General features: G+C 69.8%; 19 protein-coding genes. 14 read left to right on the forward strand and 5 right to left on the reverse strand.

Translation table 11 applies throughout. The annotated features are described in order from the left end of the window. The first annotated feature begins 4 nt into the window (after positions 1-4). Positions 5-862, forward strand: a complete 858-nt coding sequence (locus AC5Y4S_RS00695) for a helix-turn-helix transcriptional regulator (RefSeq protein WP_500029191.1) — start codon at positions 5-7, stop codon at positions 860-862. Here AC5Y4S_RS00695 and AC5Y4S_RS00700 read toward each other — a convergent pair. The 4 genes from AC5Y4S_RS00700 to AC5Y4S_RS00715 are packed head-to-tail and all read right to left on the reverse strand — an operon-like array spanning position 851 to position 4,404. Beyond that, on the reverse strand, positions 851-1,885 hold the full coding sequence (locus AC5Y4S_RS00700) for an NAD(P)H-dependent amine dehydrogenase family protein (protein ID WP_500029192.1): 1,035 nt from the start codon (positions 1,883-1,885) through the stop codon (positions 851-853). The two genes, AC5Y4S_RS00695 and AC5Y4S_RS00700, sit on opposite strands and share 12 nt — an antisense overlap. Before the next feature lie 3 nt (positions 1,886-1,888). Next, complete coding sequence (locus AC5Y4S_RS00705) at positions 1,889-2,773, reverse strand: MBL fold metallo-hydrolase (RefSeq protein WP_500029193.1); 885 nt, start codon at positions 2,771-2,773, stop codon at positions 1,889-1,891. After that, positions 2,774-3,427, reverse strand: coding sequence for an L-fuculose-phosphate aldolase (locus AC5Y4S_RS00710; protein WP_500029194.1), 654 nt, complete (start codon positions 3,425-3,427; stop codon positions 2,774-2,776). It abuts the gene before it with no gap. Next, a complete protein-coding gene (locus AC5Y4S_RS00715; RefSeq protein ID WP_500029195.1) occupies positions 3,424-4,404 on the reverse strand; it encodes an NAD(P)-dependent oxidoreductase in 981 nt (326 codons plus the stop codon). The genes AC5Y4S_RS00710 and AC5Y4S_RS00715 overlap by 4 nt, the downstream gene beginning before the upstream one ends. A 30-nt stretch (positions 4,405-4,434) precedes the next feature. Between AC5Y4S_RS00715 and AC5Y4S_RS00720 the strand changes: the two genes are divergently transcribed. Together AC5Y4S_RS00720 and AC5Y4S_RS00725 are read left to right on the forward strand one after the other, a co-directional pair. Continuing rightward, positions 4,435-5,772 (forward strand): xylulokinase, encoded by a 1,338-nt coding sequence (locus AC5Y4S_RS00720; protein WP_500029196.1) that lies wholly within the window; start codon positions 4,435-4,437, stop codon positions 5,770-5,772. Further along, on the forward strand, positions 5,769-6,434 hold the full coding sequence (locus AC5Y4S_RS00725; RefSeq protein WP_500029197.1) for a GNAT family N-acetyltransferase: 666 nt from the start codon (positions 5,769-5,771) through the stop codon (positions 6,432-6,434). The genes AC5Y4S_RS00720 and AC5Y4S_RS00725 overlap by 4 nt, the downstream gene beginning before the upstream one ends. Before the next feature lie 7 nt (positions 6,435-6,441). Here AC5Y4S_RS00725 and AC5Y4S_RS00730 read toward each other — a convergent pair whose 3' ends face one another. Next, positions 6,442-7,347, reverse strand: coding sequence for a class I SAM-dependent methyltransferase (locus AC5Y4S_RS00730; protein ID WP_500029198.1), 906 nt, complete (start codon positions 7,345-7,347; stop codon positions 6,442-6,444). Positions 7,348-7,523: 176 nt separating this feature from the next. Between AC5Y4S_RS00730 and secY the strand changes: the two genes are divergently transcribed. The 11 genes from secY to AC5Y4S_RS00785 are packed head-to-tail and all read left to right on the forward strand — an operon-like array spanning position 7,524 to position 17,169. Further along, entirely contained in the window at positions 7,524-8,849 is a 1,326-nt protein-coding gene (gene secY / locus AC5Y4S_RS00735) for a preprotein translocase subunit SecY (protein ID WP_068104521.1), read from the forward strand. Further along, positions 8,846-9,391 carry an adenylate kinase gene (locus tag AC5Y4S_RS00740; RefSeq protein WP_500029199.1) on the forward strand — a complete coding sequence of 182 codons (546 nt, stop codon included), beginning with the start codon at positions 8,846-8,848 and terminating at the stop codon, positions 9,389-9,391. The genes secY and AC5Y4S_RS00740 overlap by 4 nt, the downstream gene beginning before the upstream one ends. Before the next feature lie 2 nt (positions 9,392-9,393). Further along, on the forward strand, positions 9,394-10,194 hold the full coding sequence (gene map, locus AC5Y4S_RS00745; protein WP_500029200.1) for a type I methionyl aminopeptidase: 801 nt from the start codon (positions 9,394-9,396) through the stop codon (positions 10,192-10,194). A 45-nt stretch (positions 10,195-10,239) separates the two neighbouring features. Continuing rightward, positions 10,240-10,788, forward strand: coding sequence for a sigma-70 family RNA polymerase sigma factor (locus AC5Y4S_RS00750; protein WP_081665372.1), 549 nt, complete (start codon positions 10,240-10,242; stop codon positions 10,786-10,788). A gap of 55 nt (positions 10,789-10,843) precedes the next feature. Continuing rightward, positions 10,844-11,605 (forward strand): anti-sigma factor family protein, encoded by a 762-nt coding sequence (locus tag AC5Y4S_RS00755; RefSeq protein WP_500032005.1) that lies wholly within the window; start codon positions 10,844-10,846, stop codon positions 11,603-11,605. Positions 11,606-11,664: 59 nt separating this feature from the next. Further along, positions 11,665-13,386, forward strand: coding sequence for a thiamine pyrophosphate-binding protein (locus AC5Y4S_RS00760; RefSeq protein ID WP_500029201.1), 1,722 nt, complete (start codon positions 11,665-11,667; stop codon positions 13,384-13,386). Continuing rightward, complete coding sequence (locus tag AC5Y4S_RS00765; protein WP_500029202.1) at positions 13,364-14,011, forward strand: DUF8713 domain-containing protein; 648 nt, start codon at positions 13,364-13,366, stop codon at positions 14,009-14,011. Before AC5Y4S_RS00760 ends, AC5Y4S_RS00765 begins: the two co-directional genes overlap by 23 nt. Positions 14,012-14,014: 3 nt before the next feature. Continuing rightward, a complete protein-coding gene (locus tag AC5Y4S_RS00770; protein ID WP_500029203.1) occupies positions 14,015-15,034 on the forward strand; it encodes a 3-oxoacyl-ACP synthase III family protein in 1,020 nt (339 codons plus the stop codon). Beyond that, a complete protein-coding gene (locus tag AC5Y4S_RS00775; protein ID WP_500029204.1) occupies positions 15,034-16,086 on the forward strand; it encodes a pyridoxal phosphate-dependent aminotransferase in 1,053 nt (350 codons plus the stop codon). Before AC5Y4S_RS00770 ends, AC5Y4S_RS00775 begins: the two co-directional genes overlap by 1 nt. Positions 16,087-16,094: 8 nt before the next feature. After that, entirely contained in the window at positions 16,095-16,598 is a 504-nt protein-coding gene (locus AC5Y4S_RS00780; RefSeq protein WP_068129911.1) for a MarR family winged helix-turn-helix transcriptional regulator, read from the forward strand. Positions 16,599-16,620: 22 nt separating this feature from the next. After that, positions 16,621-17,169, forward strand: a complete 549-nt coding sequence (locus AC5Y4S_RS00785; protein WP_500029205.1) for a TIGR03086 family metal-binding protein — start codon at positions 16,621-16,623, stop codon at positions 17,167-17,169. The last annotated feature ends 1 nt before the right edge of the window (position 17,170 follow it).

A 17,170-nucleotide genomic window follows, 5' to 3' on the forward strand; every position in this document is an offset into this window, starting at 1 on the left:
CATCATGACCCAGCCAGCTCGCATGGTCCGGCATCGCAGGGGCGTGCCGATTTACGCATATCGGACCGATCCGGACACCCCTCCGGTGTCGGTGCTGCGGGCCAGTCGCGAAGACCTGCCGGAGCACGGCCGACACATCCACGACTTTCCGGCGCTCTGGTACAGCCCTGGTCCGGGCTGCGTGTATGTACTGGCGGCGGGTGAGGTGATTGACCCCGCCCAGGTAGTGGGTCGTATCGATGTCGGCGTCGGGGTCTTCTTCGATCCCGCGGCGCTGGGCGAGGACGGGCGATCGCCATGGCCGACGTGGCGGGCGCATCCGCTGCTGTTCCCGTTCCTGCACGGCCGATCCGGGGGACTGCTGCGGCTGGATGTGCCCGCGGACCGGCGGCCGGCGTGGGAGGGTGCCATCGCGTCGATCGAAACCGAACTGGCCGTGCGCCAAGAGGGTTACCAGCAGGCGTCGCTGGCACATCTCACGCTGCTGCTGATCGACCTCTCCCGGCTGGCGGTCGACGTGGTCGGCGACCTGCGGCGCAGCGGCGAGCCGCTGCTGGCCGAGGTGTTCGAGGTGATCGACCGCCGCCATGCCGAGCCGTTGTCGCTGCGCGACGTGGCGGGCGAACTCGGCATCACGCCGGGACACCTGACCACCGTGGTGCGGCGCCGCACCGGGCGCACCGTGCAGGAGTGGATCGTCGAGCGCCGGATGGCCGAGGCCCGCACGTTGCTCACCGAAACGGACCTGCCGATCGCGGAGGTCGCCGGCCGCGTCGGGATCGGCGACCCGGGCTATTTCAGCAGGCTCTTCCGCCGCACGCACGGCACCTCGCCCCGCGCGTGGCGCGGTTCAAACCGCTAGTGCCCCAGGTGATCCCATGATCGGCAGGTCGATCGGGGTGATGACGCCCGGAGGCGCCTCGCACAGGAACGGTATGGCGTTGACCGCCGCAACGGCGGTGCTGTCCATCAACACGGTCATCGCGTCCTGGCCGGGCTCGCCGAATCGGATCGTCGCGTCGACGCGTGGTTGGCCCTCGATCACCACGGAAAAACCCTTGGGGTCGGTCCATTTCGGGTCGAGCGCGTCGTCGCTCATGGTCCAGCAGATGGCCAGCTCGACCACCGGACGGCCGCCGCGAAAGCCGCGATAGGTGCGGCGCTGGCCCCCGGCGGTGCCGGCGGCGTAGTCCACCCAGCCCAGATTCAGATCCCGGGTCAGCACCGCGGGCTCGACGAACGCGTCCTTGGAGTCGAGCTCGGTGCCCAGCATGGTGGCGATCATGTCCAGCGTCTCGAAGTAGCCCAGGCCATATCGCTGCGTCCCGGGGTCGAGGTGCGTCACCGGCTCCCGGGGCGCTTTCCCGAATCCGAGCACCTTCCACACGTCCTGGACGGGATAGGTGGTGCAGTCCAGCGTTTCGACGAGCTTGACGCTGCGGACCGTTCGGCAGGCGCCGGTGAGGAATCCGGCGACGACGTTGATGAAGCCCGGCTCGAACCCCGTTCCCAGGAAGGTCGCACCGCCCTGTCGCGCCGCCTGCTGCAGCGCGGGGAGCTCGGTCGGGTGATGGGTGCCGGTCACGAAATCCCCCGTGGTGACGACGTTGATGCCGGCGCGCAGCATCCTTTCCACCAGGTCGTAGTCGATGGCGCGGGGCATGTAGTTCACGCAATCCGGTTTTAGCGCCATCAACGCGTCGACGTCGTCGGTCGCGGCGACACCGACCGGGGCCTGGCCCGCCAGCTCGCCCGCGTCGCGGCCCACCTTGTCCGGGCCGAAGGCGTGGACGCCCACCACCTCGAAGTCGTCGCGATCCAGCAGGACGCCGAGGGCGCGAGTGCCGATGTTGCCGGTCGACCATTGGACTACGCGGTACGCCATGGCTCACACCGTATCGATGTCGAGCCAGTCCTCGACGTCGAATCGGTCGGCGACGGCGCGGATGGTGGCGCCGCCGTGACCCGCGTAGTGCGCGGGGATCACGGCGGCCTTGGCGCCGACGGCCTCGGTGAAGATCCGGCGGCGGGTCACTGCGGCGGCCGGCGCGTCGACGTCGAAGGCGCAGGCATCGGCCGGCCGACGCAGTTGCAGCGGGCTGTGGGTGAGATCGCCGACGAAGACCGCCGGCCGGCCCGCGTCGAGCCACAGCACCGACGAGCCCGGCGTGTGCCCGGGGGCCGGTCGAAGGCGCAGCGATGGGCTGATCTGGTAGTCGTCCGACCACTGCACGAGCTGGCCCGCCGCGTCGATGGGCGCGACGCTGTCCGCGAACACGAGCCGGTCACCGGGCTGCCCGCCGGCGGGCCCCTCGGGGGAGAAGTGGTGGTAGTCGGCGGCCGGCACCAGGTATCGGGCGTTGGGGAACGTCGGCACCCAGCCGCCGTCCTCGAGCATGGTGTTCCACCCGACGTGATCGGAGTGGACGTGGGTGTTGACCACGACGTCGACGGCGTTGCGGTCGACACCCGCCGCGGCCAGCGCCGCCAGGAACCCGGTGTTCAGGTGGTCCAGGAACGGCATGTGCGGGCGCTCGCGATCGTTGCCGACCCCGGTGTCCACGACGACGGTCAGCCCGTCGACCTCGATGACCCAGCTCTGCACCGCGGCGTGCCACTCGTCGGTCTCGGGGTCGAAGAAGTCCGGCACCAGCAGGTCGGCGTTGTCCCGCCAACCGGACGCCGGGGTCCCGGGGAAGAAACGGGTCCCCAGGTGGAGCGGAAGCTCCAGCACGCGGGTGACGCTCGCGTGGCCGAACCGGACCCGGCGCATCTAGGCGTTGGCGCGCAGGTAGCCGTACACGCCGGCGAAGTTGCGGTTCACCTCGTCGGGGATCGGCACCGGACCGCCGAGAGCCCTTGCCCCCCAGACGATTTGGGCGGTCCGCTCGACCAGGGCGGTGATGTGCAGGGCCTTGTCGGGCCGCGGCCCCACGGCCACCAGGCCGTGGTTGGCGATCAGCGCGGCGCCCCGGCCCTCGAGCGCCTTGACCGCGTTGGTGCCGACCTCGGGCGTGCCGGACGCGGCGTAGTCGGCGCAGCGGACGTCCCCGCCGCAGTAGACGGCGAACTCGTCGATGCAGGCCGGAATGGGTTGGTGGGCAATGGCGAACATGGTCGCCCACACCGGATGGCTGTGGATGACGCTGCCGATGTCGTCGAACGCCTGGTAGCACGCCAGGTGCAGCTTCGCCTCCGACGACGGGAAGCGGCCGTCGGCGGCGCGCAGCACCTCGCCGTCCGGGTCGATCAGCACCAGGTCGTCCAGCTGCATGTCGCGGTAGTCGACCGACGACGGCGTGATGACGATGTTGCCGTCGGAGCGGCGCGCCGAGATGTTGCCGGCGGTGCCCTCGACCAGGCCGCGGCGCAGCATGTCCTTGGCCGCGTCCAGCACGGCGTCCTCGGGGTTGGTGACGGATTTCATGGGCCCAGCACCTCCGGGTTGACGATATGGGTGGGCGTCTCGCCGCTCAGCAGCGCTTCCAGGTCGTCGGCTACCATCTGCGCCTGCCGGGCCTCAGTGTTCCACGTGGCGCCCCCGATGTGGGGCGTCAGCACGACATTGGGCAGGGAGGTCAACGGGTGATCGGCCGGCAGCCATTCGCCAACGAAGTGGTCCAGGCCCGCGGCGGCCACCTTGCCGCCGCGCAGCGCGTCGACGAGCGCGTCGGTGTCGTGCAGCTGCGCCCGGGCGGTGTTGAGGAAGACGACGCCGTCGCGCATGGCCGCGAACTGCTGCGCGCCGATCATGCCGGCGGTGTCGTCGGTGACGGGCGCGTGCAGGGACACCACGTCGGCCTCGGCGAGCAGTTCGTCCAGGCCGTGGCGGGCCTCGTCGTTGTACGGGTCGTGCGCGATCACCCGCATGCCCAGCCCGGCCAGCCGCCACTGGGTGGCCCGGCCGACGGCGCCGAGGCCCACCAGCCCGGCGGTGCGCTCGGCGATCTCCCAGCCGCGGAACCGCTGATACGGAATGCTGCCGTCGCGAAAGATGTTGCCGCCGCGGACATCCGCGTCGGCGGTCAGCAGGTGCCGAGTCACGGCCAGCAGCAGCGCCACCGCCATCTCGGCGACCGCGTCGGCGTTGCGGGCCGGGGTGTTCAGCACCGGGATGCCGGCCGCGGTGGCCCCGTCGATGTCGACGTTGTTCGGGTCGCCCCGGGTGGACGCGATTGCAATCAGGCCCTGCTCGAATACCGGGCCGCGCACCGAGTCACCTTCCACCACAACGACATCGGCGGACTCGGCCGCGATCCGCTCGGCCAGTTGCTCGGGGCTGTAGATCCGCAGCGGGGTCTGCTCGATCCAGGGGTCGTACACCACGTCGGCCAGTTGCCGGAGCTTGTCGAATCCCGGCCCCCGCAGCGGCGCGGTCACCAGGGCGCGCGGTCTCGATGTCACAGACGCCAATGCTGGCGTACGGTGACGCCCGTGTCACGTGATGGCGTCACAATCGGCATCGACGTCGGCAGCACCGCCGTCAAGGCGGTGGCCGCCGACGCGGACGGCCGGGTGACGGCGCGGGTGCGCATTCCGCACGCGTTGCGGGTGCCGGCGCCCGACCGGCTCGAGCACGACGCCGACGAGGCGTGGCGCCGGGGGCCGGTGGCGGCGCTGGAGCGCCTTGCCCCCGGACCCGAGGTCCGCGCGGTGGCCGTGTCGGCGATGGTGCCCTCGCTGACCGCCGTCGACGCCGCGGGCGCGCCGCTGACCCCCGGGCTGTTGTACGGCGACGGCAGGGGCCGGGTGCCCGGCTCGGACGACAAGCCGCTTCCGGCGCTGGGCGAGGCCGCCGAGTTCCTGCGCTGGACGTCGGCGCAGGCGCCCGGCGCGGCCGGGTACTGGCCCGCGCCCGCGGTGGCCAACCACGCGCTGGCGGGCGAGGCGGTGCTGGACGTCGCCACCGCCGCCACCGCCTACCCGCTGTTCGACGGGACGGGTTGGGACCCGGCGGCCTGCGCCGACTGCGGCGCGAGCGTCGAGCAGATGCCGCGGGTGGAGACGATCGGCACGGCCGCGGGACAGCTCCCCGGGACGGGCGCCGTGCTGGCGATCGGCGCCATCGACGCCCTGTGCGAACAGATCGTGGCGGGCGCCGACCGCGACGGCGACGTGCTGGTGCTGTGTGGCACCACGCTGATCGTGTGGAACACGATCGCCGAGGCGCGGCAGGTGCCCGGGCTGTGGACCATCCCGCATACCACCCCGGGCAAGAGCCAGATCGGCGGCGCCAGCAACGCCGGCGGCCTGTTCCTCGGCTGGGTGGACCGCCTGGTCGGACCGGGTGACCCGGCGACGGCCGATCCGCGGCGTGTGCCGGTGTGGTCGCCCTACATCCGCGGGGAGCGCACGCCGTTTCACGACCCGGATCGCCGGGCCGTGCTCGACGCCCTCGACCTCACCCACGACCCGGCCGCCGTGCGCCGGGCCGCCTACGAGGCGGCGGGCTTCGTCGTGCGTCAGCTCATCGAGCTGGGCGGCGCGCCGGTGGCGCGCATCGTCGCCTGCGGCGGCGGCACCCGGGTCGGGTCGTGGATGCAGGCCATCGCCGACGCCACCGGCCGGCCGGTGGAGGTGTCCGCGGTGGCCGAGGGCGCGGCGCTGGGGGCCGCCTTCCTGGGCCGGATGGCGGTCGGCCTGGAGACGTCGATCACCGACGCGGGCCGGTGGGCCCGCACCGAGCGCGTCGTCGAGCCCGACCCCGCCTGGGCGGAGCCGACCGCCGAGCGCTACCAACGATTCCTGGAACTGTCTAGGCTGTGGCAATGACTGACCAGGACCGCAAAGCCGCCCGTCGCGAGATCGCCGACGCCCTGTTGAAAGCCCTCGAACGCCGGCACGAAATCGCCGACGTCGTGGTGGAGTCCGAGGACAAGGCGGCGGCGGTGGAGGCGATCGTCCGCCTGCTCGACACGTCCCACCTGGCCGCCGAGGCGGTGATGGGCATGTCGTTCGCTCAACTGACCATCGACTCGCGCCGCAAGATCCTGGCCGAGCTGGAGGACCTCAACAAGCAGCTGAGCTTCACGCTCGGCGAGCGTCCCGCCAGCTCGGGGGAGACCCTCGAGCTTCGGCCGTTCTCCGCCGACGCCGACCGCGACATCTTCGCCGCCCGCACCGAGGACGTCGGCGCCGCCGGCGACGGGTCCGGCGGGCCGGCCGGCAATCTCGACGACGAGATCCGCGCGGCGCTGGGGCGCGTCGGCGACGAGGAGGCCGCGTGGTTCGTGGCGGTCGACTCCGGCGAGAAAGTGGGCATGGTGTTCGGCGAGCTGGTCGGCGGCGAGGTGAACGTCCGGATCTGGATCCACCCGGAGCACCGCAAGAAGGGTTACGGCACCGCCGCGCTGCGCAAGTCGCGCACCGAGATGGCGTGGTGCTTCCCCGCCGTGCCGCTGGTGGTCCGGACGCCGCCGGCCAGGCCCAACTAGGCCGCGCTCAGGCCAGCGTGGCGGTGACGGCGATGATGTTGCGCAGCTGCGACTCCTCGTCGTCGGGGAAGACGCGGCCGTAGTCGGCGAAGAACTCCCGCCGTGGCCGGGTGCTCACCTGCCAGCCCTTGCCGGCCAGGTAGTCGACGACGTTGCTGCGCTCGCCGTCGAAGAACAGCCCGGACAGGTCGATGTCGCAGCCCAGGTTGGCCCACCGCTGGTTGAATTGCTGCGCGCGTTGGGACATCGTGCGGCCGGAGTCGCCGTGGTACTCGGTGGCCAGCTTGCTGCCGGGCGCGCTGAGCTCGGTGATGTTGTCGAAGAGCCGGTCCTGGGCGTCGGGCGGAAGGTACATCAGCAAGCCTTCGGCGCTCCACGACGTCGGTTGTGACGCATCAAATCCGCTGCGGCGCAACGCTTCCGGCCAGTCGTCGCGCAGATCGACGGCGACCGTGCGCCGGTCCGCGGTCGGGGCCGCGCCCAGGTTGTCCATGGCGGCGGTCTTGAACTCGACGACCTTGGGCTGGTCGACCTCGTAGACCACGCTGCCGGGTGGCCAGGCCAGCCGGTAGGCACGCACGTCCAGGCCCGCGGCCAGGATCACCGATTGGCGGATGCCGTCGCGGGCGGCGTTGAGGAAGAAATCGTCGAAGAAGCGGGTGCGCACCGCGATCGAGTCGGTCTCGAGTTGCAGGTCCCGTTCCGTGCCGTCGTCGGCGCCCGGGGCCACCTCGCCGTCGATCAGGCGGACGAAGAAGTCCAGGCCGACCGCGCGCACCAGCGGCGCCGCGAACGGGTCGTCGATGATCGCGTCGGTCTCGGTGGTGGCCAGCGCGCGGGCGGCGGCGACCATCGTTGCCGTCGCGCCGACGCTGGAGGCCAGGTCCCAGCTGTCCTGATCGGTTCGCGTCATGGTGCTCCCACTTATTTAGCAAATGCAACGAGCCAAGCGATTCGAACTCTACGCCTCGAAGGGTGTTGGCAGGTCCCGTCCCGATCAGCTGTTAGTCTCGTACACGGTTTGACGCGCGGCGCCGTACGTCCTGGCCTGCGGGTGTTAGGCGCGAGACGCAGGACGCAGGAGGAAGAGTGCTTTCGGCTTTCATCTCATCGCTGCGGACAGTCGACCTGAGACGGAAGATCCTCTTCACGCTTGGCATCGTCCTTCTCTATCGGGTCGGCGCCGCATTGCCCTCTCCGGGGGTGAACTACCCGAACGTGCAGCAGTGCATCAAGGAGGCCAGCGGCGGCGAGGCCGGGCAGATCTATTCGCTGATCAACCTGTTCTCCGGTGGCGCGCTGCTCAAGCTCACCGTGTTCGCCGTGGGCGTAATGCCCTACATCACGGCGAGCATCATCGTGCAGCTGCTGACCGTGGTCATCCCACGTTTCGAGGAATTGCGTAAAGAGGGCCAGTCCGGCCAGGCCAAGATGACCCAGTACACCCGGTACCTGGCGATCGCGCTGGCCATCCTGCAGGCCACCAGCATCGTCGCGCTGGCCGCCAACGGCGGCCTGCTGCAGGGCTGCTCGCTGGACATCATCGCCGACCAGAAAATCTTCACGCTCGTCGTCATCGTGCTGGTGATGACGGCCGGCGCGGCCCTGGTGATGTGGATGGGCGAGCTGGTCACCGAGCGCGGCATCGGCAACGGCATGTCGCTGCTGATCTTCGTCGGCATCGCGGCGCGCATCCCGGCCGAGGGCAAGTCCATCCTGGACAGCCGCGGCGGGGTCATCTTCGCCGCCGTCTGCGGCGCCGCGCTGCTCATCATCGTCGGCGTGGTCTTCGTCGAGCAGGGCCAGCGCCGCATCCCGGTGCAATACGCCAAGCGCATGGTGGGCCGGCGCATGTACGGCGGAACGTCGACGTATTTGCCGCTGAAGGTCAACCAGGCCGGCGTTATTCCGGTCATCTTCGCGTCGTCGCTGATCTACATTCCGCACCTGATCACCCAGCTGATCCGCAGCGGCAGCGGCGGCGTGGGCAACAGCTGGTGGGACAAGTTCGTCGGCAGCTACCTGTCGGACCCGAGCGATCCGGTCTACATCAGCATCTACTTCGGCCTCATCATCTTCTTCACGTACTTCTACGTGTCGATCACGTTCAACCCCGACGAGCGTGCCGACGAGATGAAGAAGTTCGGCGGCTTCATTCCGGGCATCCGGCCGGGCAAGCCGACGGCGGATTATCTGCGTTACGTGCTGAGCAGGATCACGCTGCCGGGCTCGATTTACCTGGGCGCCATTTCCGTACTGCCCAACCTGTTCCTGCAGATCGGCAATGGCGGAGCGGTCCAGAATTTGCCGTTTGGCGGCACTGCGGTTTTGATCATGATTGGTGTCGGTTTGGATACGGTCAAACAAATCGAGAGCCAACTCATGCAGCGCAACTACGAAGGGTTCCTCAAGTGAGAGTGGTTTTGCTGGGACCGCCCGGGGCGGGCAAGGGTACGCAGGCCCAAAAGCTCGCCGAAAAGCTTGGCATCCCGCAAATCTCGACCGGGGAGCTCTTCCGCAAAAACATCGAAAACGGGACCAAGCTCGGCCTGGAGGCCAAGCGCTACCTGGACGCCGGCGACCTGGTGCCCTCCGAGCTGACCAACCAGCTCGTCGACGACCGGCTCGACGATTCGGACTGCACCAACGGCTTCATCCTGGACGGCTACCCGCGCTCCCTCGAGCAGGCCAAGGCGCTGCACGAAATGCTCGAACGCCGCGGCTGCGACATCGACGCGGTGGTCGAGTTCCGCGTCTCGCAGGACGAGCTGCTGCAGCGGCTCAAGGGGCGCGGCCGGGCCGACGACACCGACGACGTCATCCTCAACCGCATGAAGGTCTACCGCGACGAGACGGCGCCGCTGCTGGAGTACTACAGCAGCGAATTGAAGACGGTCGACGCGGTCGGCACGGTGGACGAGGTGTTCGCCCGCGCGCTGCGGGCGCTGGGCAAGTAATCATGAGCGCGCTGGCGCGGCTGCGGAGTCGCAGGGTCGTGCCGCAGCGCAGCCCCGGTGAGCTCGACGCGATGGCGGCGGCCGGCGCGGTGGTCGCCGCCGCGCTGCAGGCGGTCCACGCGGCCGCGGTCGAGGGGGCGTCCACGCTCAGCCTCGACGAGATCGCCGAGTCGGTGATCCGCGAGGCCGGGGCGGTCCCGTCGTTCCTGGGCTATCACGGCTACCCGGCGTCGATCTGCGCCTCCGTCAACGACCGCGTGGTGCACGGCATCCCGTCCGCCGCCGAAGTACTGGCGCCCGGCGACCTGGTGTCCATCGACTGCGGCGCGGTGCTGGACGGCTGGCACGGCGACGCCGCCATCACCTTCGGGGTCGGGACGCTGGACGAGGCCGACGAAGCGCTGTGCGACGCCACCAGGGAATCGCTGCAGGCCGGCATCGCGGCGATGGTCGTCGGCAACCGGCTGACCGACGTGGCGCACGCAATCGAGATGGGCACCCGCGCCGCCGCGGCCCGCTACGGGCTCGCGTTCGGGATCGTGGAGGGCTACGGCGGCCACGGCATCGGCCGGCAAATGCACATGGACCCCTTCCTGCCCAACGAGGGCTCGCCCGGGCGGGGTCCCCTGCTGGCCCCGGGCTCGGTGCTCGCGATCGAACCCATGCTGACGCTGGGAACCAGCAAAACAAGGGTGCTCGACGACGAATGGACCGTCACGACCGCCGACGGGTCGCGCGCGGCGCATTGGGAGCACACCGTCGCGGTGACCGATTCCGGGCCGCGCATCCTGACGCTCGGCTGAACTAAACGCCTGCTCGCCTCGTTTCAGTTGGCAGGAGGTGATCGAGTGGCTCGTGTGGCCGGCACTCGGGGGGCGTCCGGGGCTGCTGCCGAGGCCGCTCTGATGAAGGCGCTCTACGACGAACACGCCGCGGTCCTGTGGCGCTATGCGCTCCGGTTGACGGGGGACGCCAGCCAGGCCGAGGACGTCGTCCAGGAGACGCTGCTGCGGGCCTGGCAACATCCGGAGGTCATTGGCGACACCGAGAGGTCGGCGCGGGCGTGGTTGTTCACCGTGGCGCGCAACATGATCATCGACGACCGACGCAGCGCCAGGTACCGCAACGTCGTCGGTTCGCTGGACGAATCGGGGGCGCCCGAGCAGTCGACGCCGGACGAGGTGAACGCGGCGCTGGACCGGCTGCTGATAGCCGAGGCCATGACGCAGTTGTCCGCCGAGCACCGGGCGGTGATCGAGCGGTCCTACTACCGCGGTTGGACAACCGCGCAGATTGCTACCGATCTCGAGATCGCTGAAGGAACCGTGAAGTCGCGACTACACTATGCCGTGCGGGCGTTGCGGCTCACTCTGCAGGAACTTGGAGTCACGCGATGACCATCCAGACGGTCGTCGGCTCCGAATGCTTGATGGGTGACAGGAGATGGACGAGATGAGGACGCCGCTACGGGGCATCGGCCCGCCGGGTGACAACCCGTTTGACAAAGAGGTGTTGACCGTGGAAGACGATCACCGCTACGCGATGTGGGATGCCGCATACGTGTTGGGGTCGCTGTCGGCTTCCGACCGCCGCGAGTTCGAGGCCCACATGGCCGGCTGCCCGGCATGCCGGGAGGCCGTCGCCGATCTGAGCGGCGTGCCGGCCCTGCTGTCCCAGCTCGACGCCGAACAGGTGGCCGCGATGAACGAGTCCGGCCGCACCGTCACGGCGGCGCCGGAGATCTCGCCTGAGTTGTTGCCCTCGTTGCTCGCAACCGTGCGCTGGCGCCGGCGCCGCGCCCGGGTGGCGACGTGGGTGGCATCGTCGGCCGCGGCCGCGGTGCTGGGAATCGGCGTGCTGGTCGGGGTGCAGGGGAACTCGGCGCCCGCGCAGCAGGTGGCCGGCTCCTCGCAGCCGATGGCGCAGATCAGCACCACCCTGTTGGCCTCCACGGTGCAGCTGTCCAGCCAACATTGGGGGACGTCGATCAACCTGAAGTGTGTCTGCCTGGCCCCGCTGAACGCACACCACGACACGCTGGCGATGGTCGTCGTGGGTCGCGACGGCAGCCAAACCCGGTTGGCGACGTGGGTGGCCGAACCCGGTCACACCGCCACGCCCGCGGGCAGCATCTCGACGCCGGTCGACCAGATCGCTGCCGTGCAAGTGGTTTCCGCTGACAGCGGGCAGGTTCTGCTGCAGCGCTCGCTGTAACCCGTCTGTAAAAACCGACGCGCGGTGAACTCAAGTTCGCCGCGCGTCGTGTTACAGGCATGCCCAGGAAGCAGCGAGTGGTCGACCACATCGTCGAGCGGCTCGCCTCGGTCGGCGTCGACCACATCTTCGGTGTCGACGGCGCCAACATCGAGGATCTCTACGACGCCGCGCACTTCCGCAGCGACATCACCGCCGTGCTGGCCAAGCACGAATTCTCCGCCGCCGCCATGGCCGACGGGTACAGCCGTAGCGGGGCCGGGCTGGGCTCCGGGCTGGGCGTGGTCGCCGCGACGTCGGGCGGCGGGGCGCTGAATCTTGTTGCTGCCCTTGGGGAGTCGCTGACCAGCCGGGTCCCGGTGCTGGCCCTGGTCGGTCAAGCCCCGACCGCTCTGGACGGCCGCGGCAGCTTTCAGGACACCAGCGGCGAGAACGGCTCGCTGAACGCGCTGGCGTTGTTTTCCGCGGTGTCAGTGTCGTGCGAGCGGGTGCTGCGCCCGGCCGACGCCCCGGCGGCGCTGTCCAGGGCGATCGCCGCGGCACGCACCGGCGGGCCAGCGGTGCTGTTGCTGCCCAAGGACATTCAGCAGGGCAGCGTGATTTGCGGGCAGAACGGGTGGCCCACCGAGGAACTGCGCCCCATCGGCAACCCGCATCCGATCGCCGGGCTGCTGCGCGACGCGAACGGCCCGGTCACCATCATCGTCGGCGAGCAGGTCGCCCGCGACAACGCCCGCGCCGAGCTGGAGGCCCTGCGCGCGGTGCTGCGGGCGCGGGTGGCGACCGTGCCCGATGCCAAGGACGTCGCCGGCACACCGGGTCTCGGATCGTCGTCCGCGCTGGGGGTGACCGGAGTCATGGGCCACCCCGGTGTGGTTGAAGCGGTGGCCGGCAGCGCCGTGTGCCTGGTGGTCGGCACGCGCCTGTCGGTCACCGCGCGCACCGGGCTCGACGACGCCCTCGCGGCGGTGCGGACCGTCTCGATCGGCTCGGCGCCGCCGTACGTTCCGTGCACGCACGTCCACACCGACGACCTGCGCGGCTCGCTGCGCATGCTGACCCAGGCGCTGTCCGGGCCGGGACGGCCGGCGAGGGTGCGGGTGCCCGACGCGGTGCGGCACACCGAATTGTCCCCGCCCCCGTGCGACGGGCCCGGGGTGCGCTACCGGGATGCGATGACGGTGCTGGATCGCTGCCTGCCCGACGGCGCGGACATCGTCGTGGATGCCGGCAACACCGGCGCGGCGGCGATCCACTATCTGCCGGCCCGCCGGGACGGCAGGTTCGCGGTCGCGCTGGGCATGGGCGGCATGGGCTACAGCTTTGGCGCCGGCATCGGCATGGCGCTCGGCCGCGCGAACAGCGGGCGGCCCCCCGGGCGCACCGTGGTGGTGGCCGGGGACGGGGCATTCTTCATGCACGGCATGGAGGTGCACACCGCGTTGCAGTACCGGCTGCCGGTGACGTTCGTGGTCTTCAACAACAACGCCCACGCCATGTGCGTGACCCGCGAGCAGCTCTTCTACGACGACCTGTACAGCTACAACCGATTTCGGTCCAGCCGGCTGGGCGCCGGGCTGGCGGCGATGTTCCCGGGGCTGACGGCCGTCGACGTCGACGACCTCGATCACCTGGCTGCCTGGATGCGCGCGGTGCTGGCCACCGACGGGCCCGCCGTGGTCAGCGTTGAATGCGCCGCCGACGAGATGCCGCCGTTCGCACCGTTCTTGACGTCAATCGCAAAGGAGAACCGGACCGATGTCGCTGCCAGCGCTCGATGACATCCCCACGCCCCTCGACGGTGTGACCCGCATCGAAACCAGCCCCCGGGAAAAGGCCACCCCGATCATCATGGACATGATGCGCTCGGTCTACCCGCACGACCAGGTCTTCGGGGAGTACTGCACCGTCAACGATTACGTCGACTGCCCGCCGGACGAGTTGTTCGAGTACATGTCCGACACCCGCAGCCTCGAGGAGTGGACCTACAGCCTGCGCGGTTTCACCCCCACCGACGAACCCGGCCTGTGGCTGGCCTACGACCGGCTCGGCTCGGAGACCAAGATCTACACGCGGACCGTCACCAACGAACAGGCCCGCACCGTCGACTACCACTGCGCATGGGACCAGGGCAAGCACCTGTGGATGATCTACCTGATGCGGGTCGTCGACGCGCAGACGGTTCTGGACAAGCCGGGTTCCGTTGTGCTGTGGACGAATTGCCATCACCCGTTCTACGACGAAAACCCGTACCCGGAGACCGCGCCGCCGCAGCGCCCGGTGTGGGTGGGCGATTTCTGGGACATGTTCGGCGCCGGCCATCTGCTGGAGCTGAAGAACCTCAAAGCCATCGCCGAGTACCGGCACCGCAACGGGCTGCCGGTGACCCCGAAGTGGATGAGGTGAACCATGGCCAATCCGAGCGTGAGCCTGATCGACCTCTCGACCTATCTGCCCGGTGAGCCGATCGGCGCCGAGTACTACGCGCAATTCGCCGAATCCGACGACCTGCGCGACAATCTCATGTTCCGCGCCCCGAAGTTTCGCCATCACGTCGCGCCGGAGGAAAGCTCGATCGACATGATCGAACAGGCGGTGCAGGGCCTGATCGAGCGGCACGGCCACGACGTCGTCGAGGGCGCCGACGTGCTGATCACCCACACCCAGGTGCCGGACATGGCGTTCTACGGGCAGGGGGGCGGCATCGCGCACCGGCTGGGCATGCGGCCGTCGTGGGTGCTCGACCTGAACAACGGCGGCTGCGCGGCATTCGTCTTGGCGCTCAACGTGGCCCGCAAGCTGCTGTCGACGGGCGAGGGGCACACCGCGCTGATCGCGATCGCGCAAAACGCCGCCGGGCAGTTCTTCGACCAGCCGACGATCCGCCGCAAGGCGCAGTCGGCGGTGCCGGGCGACGGGGCGGCGGCGGCCCTGGTCACCGTGGGTGATCAGTCCCCGATCCTCGACGTCGAGTGCCGCACCTACGGCGAATACGCCGGCGAGATGACGCTGTCCTTCAACCCGCCCCGCAAGTGGTGGCAGGCGGGACTGGGCGAGGGCTCGATCGGCTTCACCGAAAGCAAGATCACCAAGGTGCTGGCCCGCGGCAACCGGCAGGTGCCCGAGGTGGCGCTGGCGGTCTGCGACCGAATCGGCGTGTCTTCCAAGGACATCGACCTGCTGGTCACCAACCAGCCCAACCGGGTGTTCCTGCGTAACTGGCGCGAGGCCCTGGAGCTGCCGCCCGAACGCCACCGCGACACCTTCGATCAGTGCGGCAACCTGTTCGGCGCCGGCATCCCGGTCAACCTCGACCATGCGATATCCGACGGTCAGCTCGAGGCGGGCGACGTGGTGCTGATGGCTGCCTTCGCGCACGCCGGTGACTTCGCCGGTGCGGCGGCGGTGCGCTGGGGCGGACGGCGCTGATGCAACCCGTCCGCAGCCCGTTCGCCGACGACATCGACGAGGCGTTTCCCACCGCGATCGACCCGCTTGCGTTGTCGCTCAACGAGAATCCGTTCCCGCCGTTGCCGGCGGTGCGCTCGGCGTTGATCCGCTCGATCTACGCGGTCAACCGGTATCCGGAATTCCTGCCCGAACGGCTGCGCGGGCTGATCGCCGGCCACGCCGGCCTGCCCGCCGAGCAGGTGGTGCTCGGCGCCGGCGCGACGGGCGTGGCGTTGCAGGCCCTGCACGCGCTGACCGCCCCGGGGGACAAGGTCGCGATGGCGTCGCCGACCTTCGACGGTTATCCGATCATCGCCCGGATGGCCCGGCTGCACCCGCTGCTCGTACCCCTCGACGCGGACGGCCACAACGACCTCGACGGGCTGGCCGACGCCGCCGTGGATGCCCGGGTCGTGGTGCTATGCCGACCGCACAACCCGACCGGCACGATGGAGAGCGCGGACGAGGTGGCGCGGTTTTTGTGCCGGGTGCCGCGCGACACCGTCGTGCTGCTCGACGAGGCCTACATCGAGTTCGCCGCGCCCGAGCACCGCATCGACGTCGCGGCGCTGCTCGCGCGTTTTCCCAACGTCCTGGTGGTCCGGACGTTCTCCAAGGCCTACGGGCTGGCCGGGCTGCGCATCGGCTACGGCCTCGCGTCGCCCGAGCTGGCCGCCACCCTGTGGTCCCAGCAGTTGCCGTTCGGCATCGCGCTCACCAGTCTGCTTGCGGTCGCGGCGTCGTACGACGCCGAAGACCAACTGCGGCAACGGATCCAGTCGATCAACGCCGAACGCCGCTATCTGCGGATGCGGCTGAGCGCGTTGGACATCTACACCACGGACGCCCACGCGAACTTCATGTACCTGCCCTCGAGGGGTAGGCAGTGGCATGAGGTGTTCGCGGACAGCGGGCTGCGTGTCCGCCACTACCCGGACGGCGGCGCGCGGATCACCGTGGGTAACCGCGCGTCGACCCTGGCGGTGCTGTCGGCAATAGGAAAGGTCCCGATTCGGTCCCAGATGCGGTAAGAAAGGGCGTGGCCGCATCGAGCCCGAAACGCGATCCGATCGCCGCGGCGCGGGCCAACTGGGAGCGCGCCGGGTGGGGCGACGTGTCGGAGGGCATGGTCGCCGTCACCTCGGTGATGCGCGCGCACCAGATCCTGCTGGCCCGCGTCGAGACCGCGCTGCGCCCCTATGACCTGAGTTTCTCCCGCTACGAGTTGTTGCGGCTGCTGGCGTTCAGCCGGACCGGGGCGCTGCCGATCACCAAGGCGTCCGATCGCCTGCAGGTGCACGTGACCAGCGTGACCCACGCCATCCGCCGGCTGGAGGCCGACGGGCTGGTGCAGCGGGTGCCGCACCCCACCGACGGGCGCACGACGCTGGTGGCCATCACCGATCTTGGCCGCTCCACCGTCGAGGACGCCACCGTCACGCTCAACGAGCAGGTGTTCGCCGACATCGGAATGGATGCCGCCGAGGCTGCGGCGCTCGTGTCATCCATCGAAACGTTGCGCCGCAATGCGGGCGACTTCTGAACAACGAGAGAAAGGCAGGACCGTGGACGCACTAGTTGCTCACCAGCGCGCACAGGACGCGTTCGCCGGCGTCCTCGCCCACGTCAGCCCCGATCGGTACCGCGGCCGAACGCCCTGCTCGGAGTGGACGATTCGTGACCTGATCGAGCACGTCATCGGCGGCAACGAGCGCGTCGCGATATTGGCGGGCCGCGCCGAGAAGCCGCCGGCACGTCCCGACGACATCGTGGCGGCGCACCGGGCGTCCGCCGCTGCCGCGCAGGAGGTCTTCGCGGCCCCGGACGGGATGACCATCACGTTCAAGCTGCCGTTCGGGGAGGTCCCAGGACAGATGTTTATCGGGATGCGCACCAGCGACGTGCTGACCCACGCCTGGGATCTGGCGGCCGCCACCGGCCAGTCCACCGATCTCGATCCCGAGCTGGCAGCCGAGGAACTCGAAGCGGTGCGCGCTTTCGTGGGCCCGCAATTCCGCGGGCCGGACAAGCCGTTCGCCGTGGAGCGGCCGTGCCCGCACGGCCGCGGGCCGGCCGATCAGCTGGCCGCGTTCCTCGGGCGATACGTGCAGTGAC

Source organism: Mycobacterium sp. NGS64 (assembly GCF_059812245.1).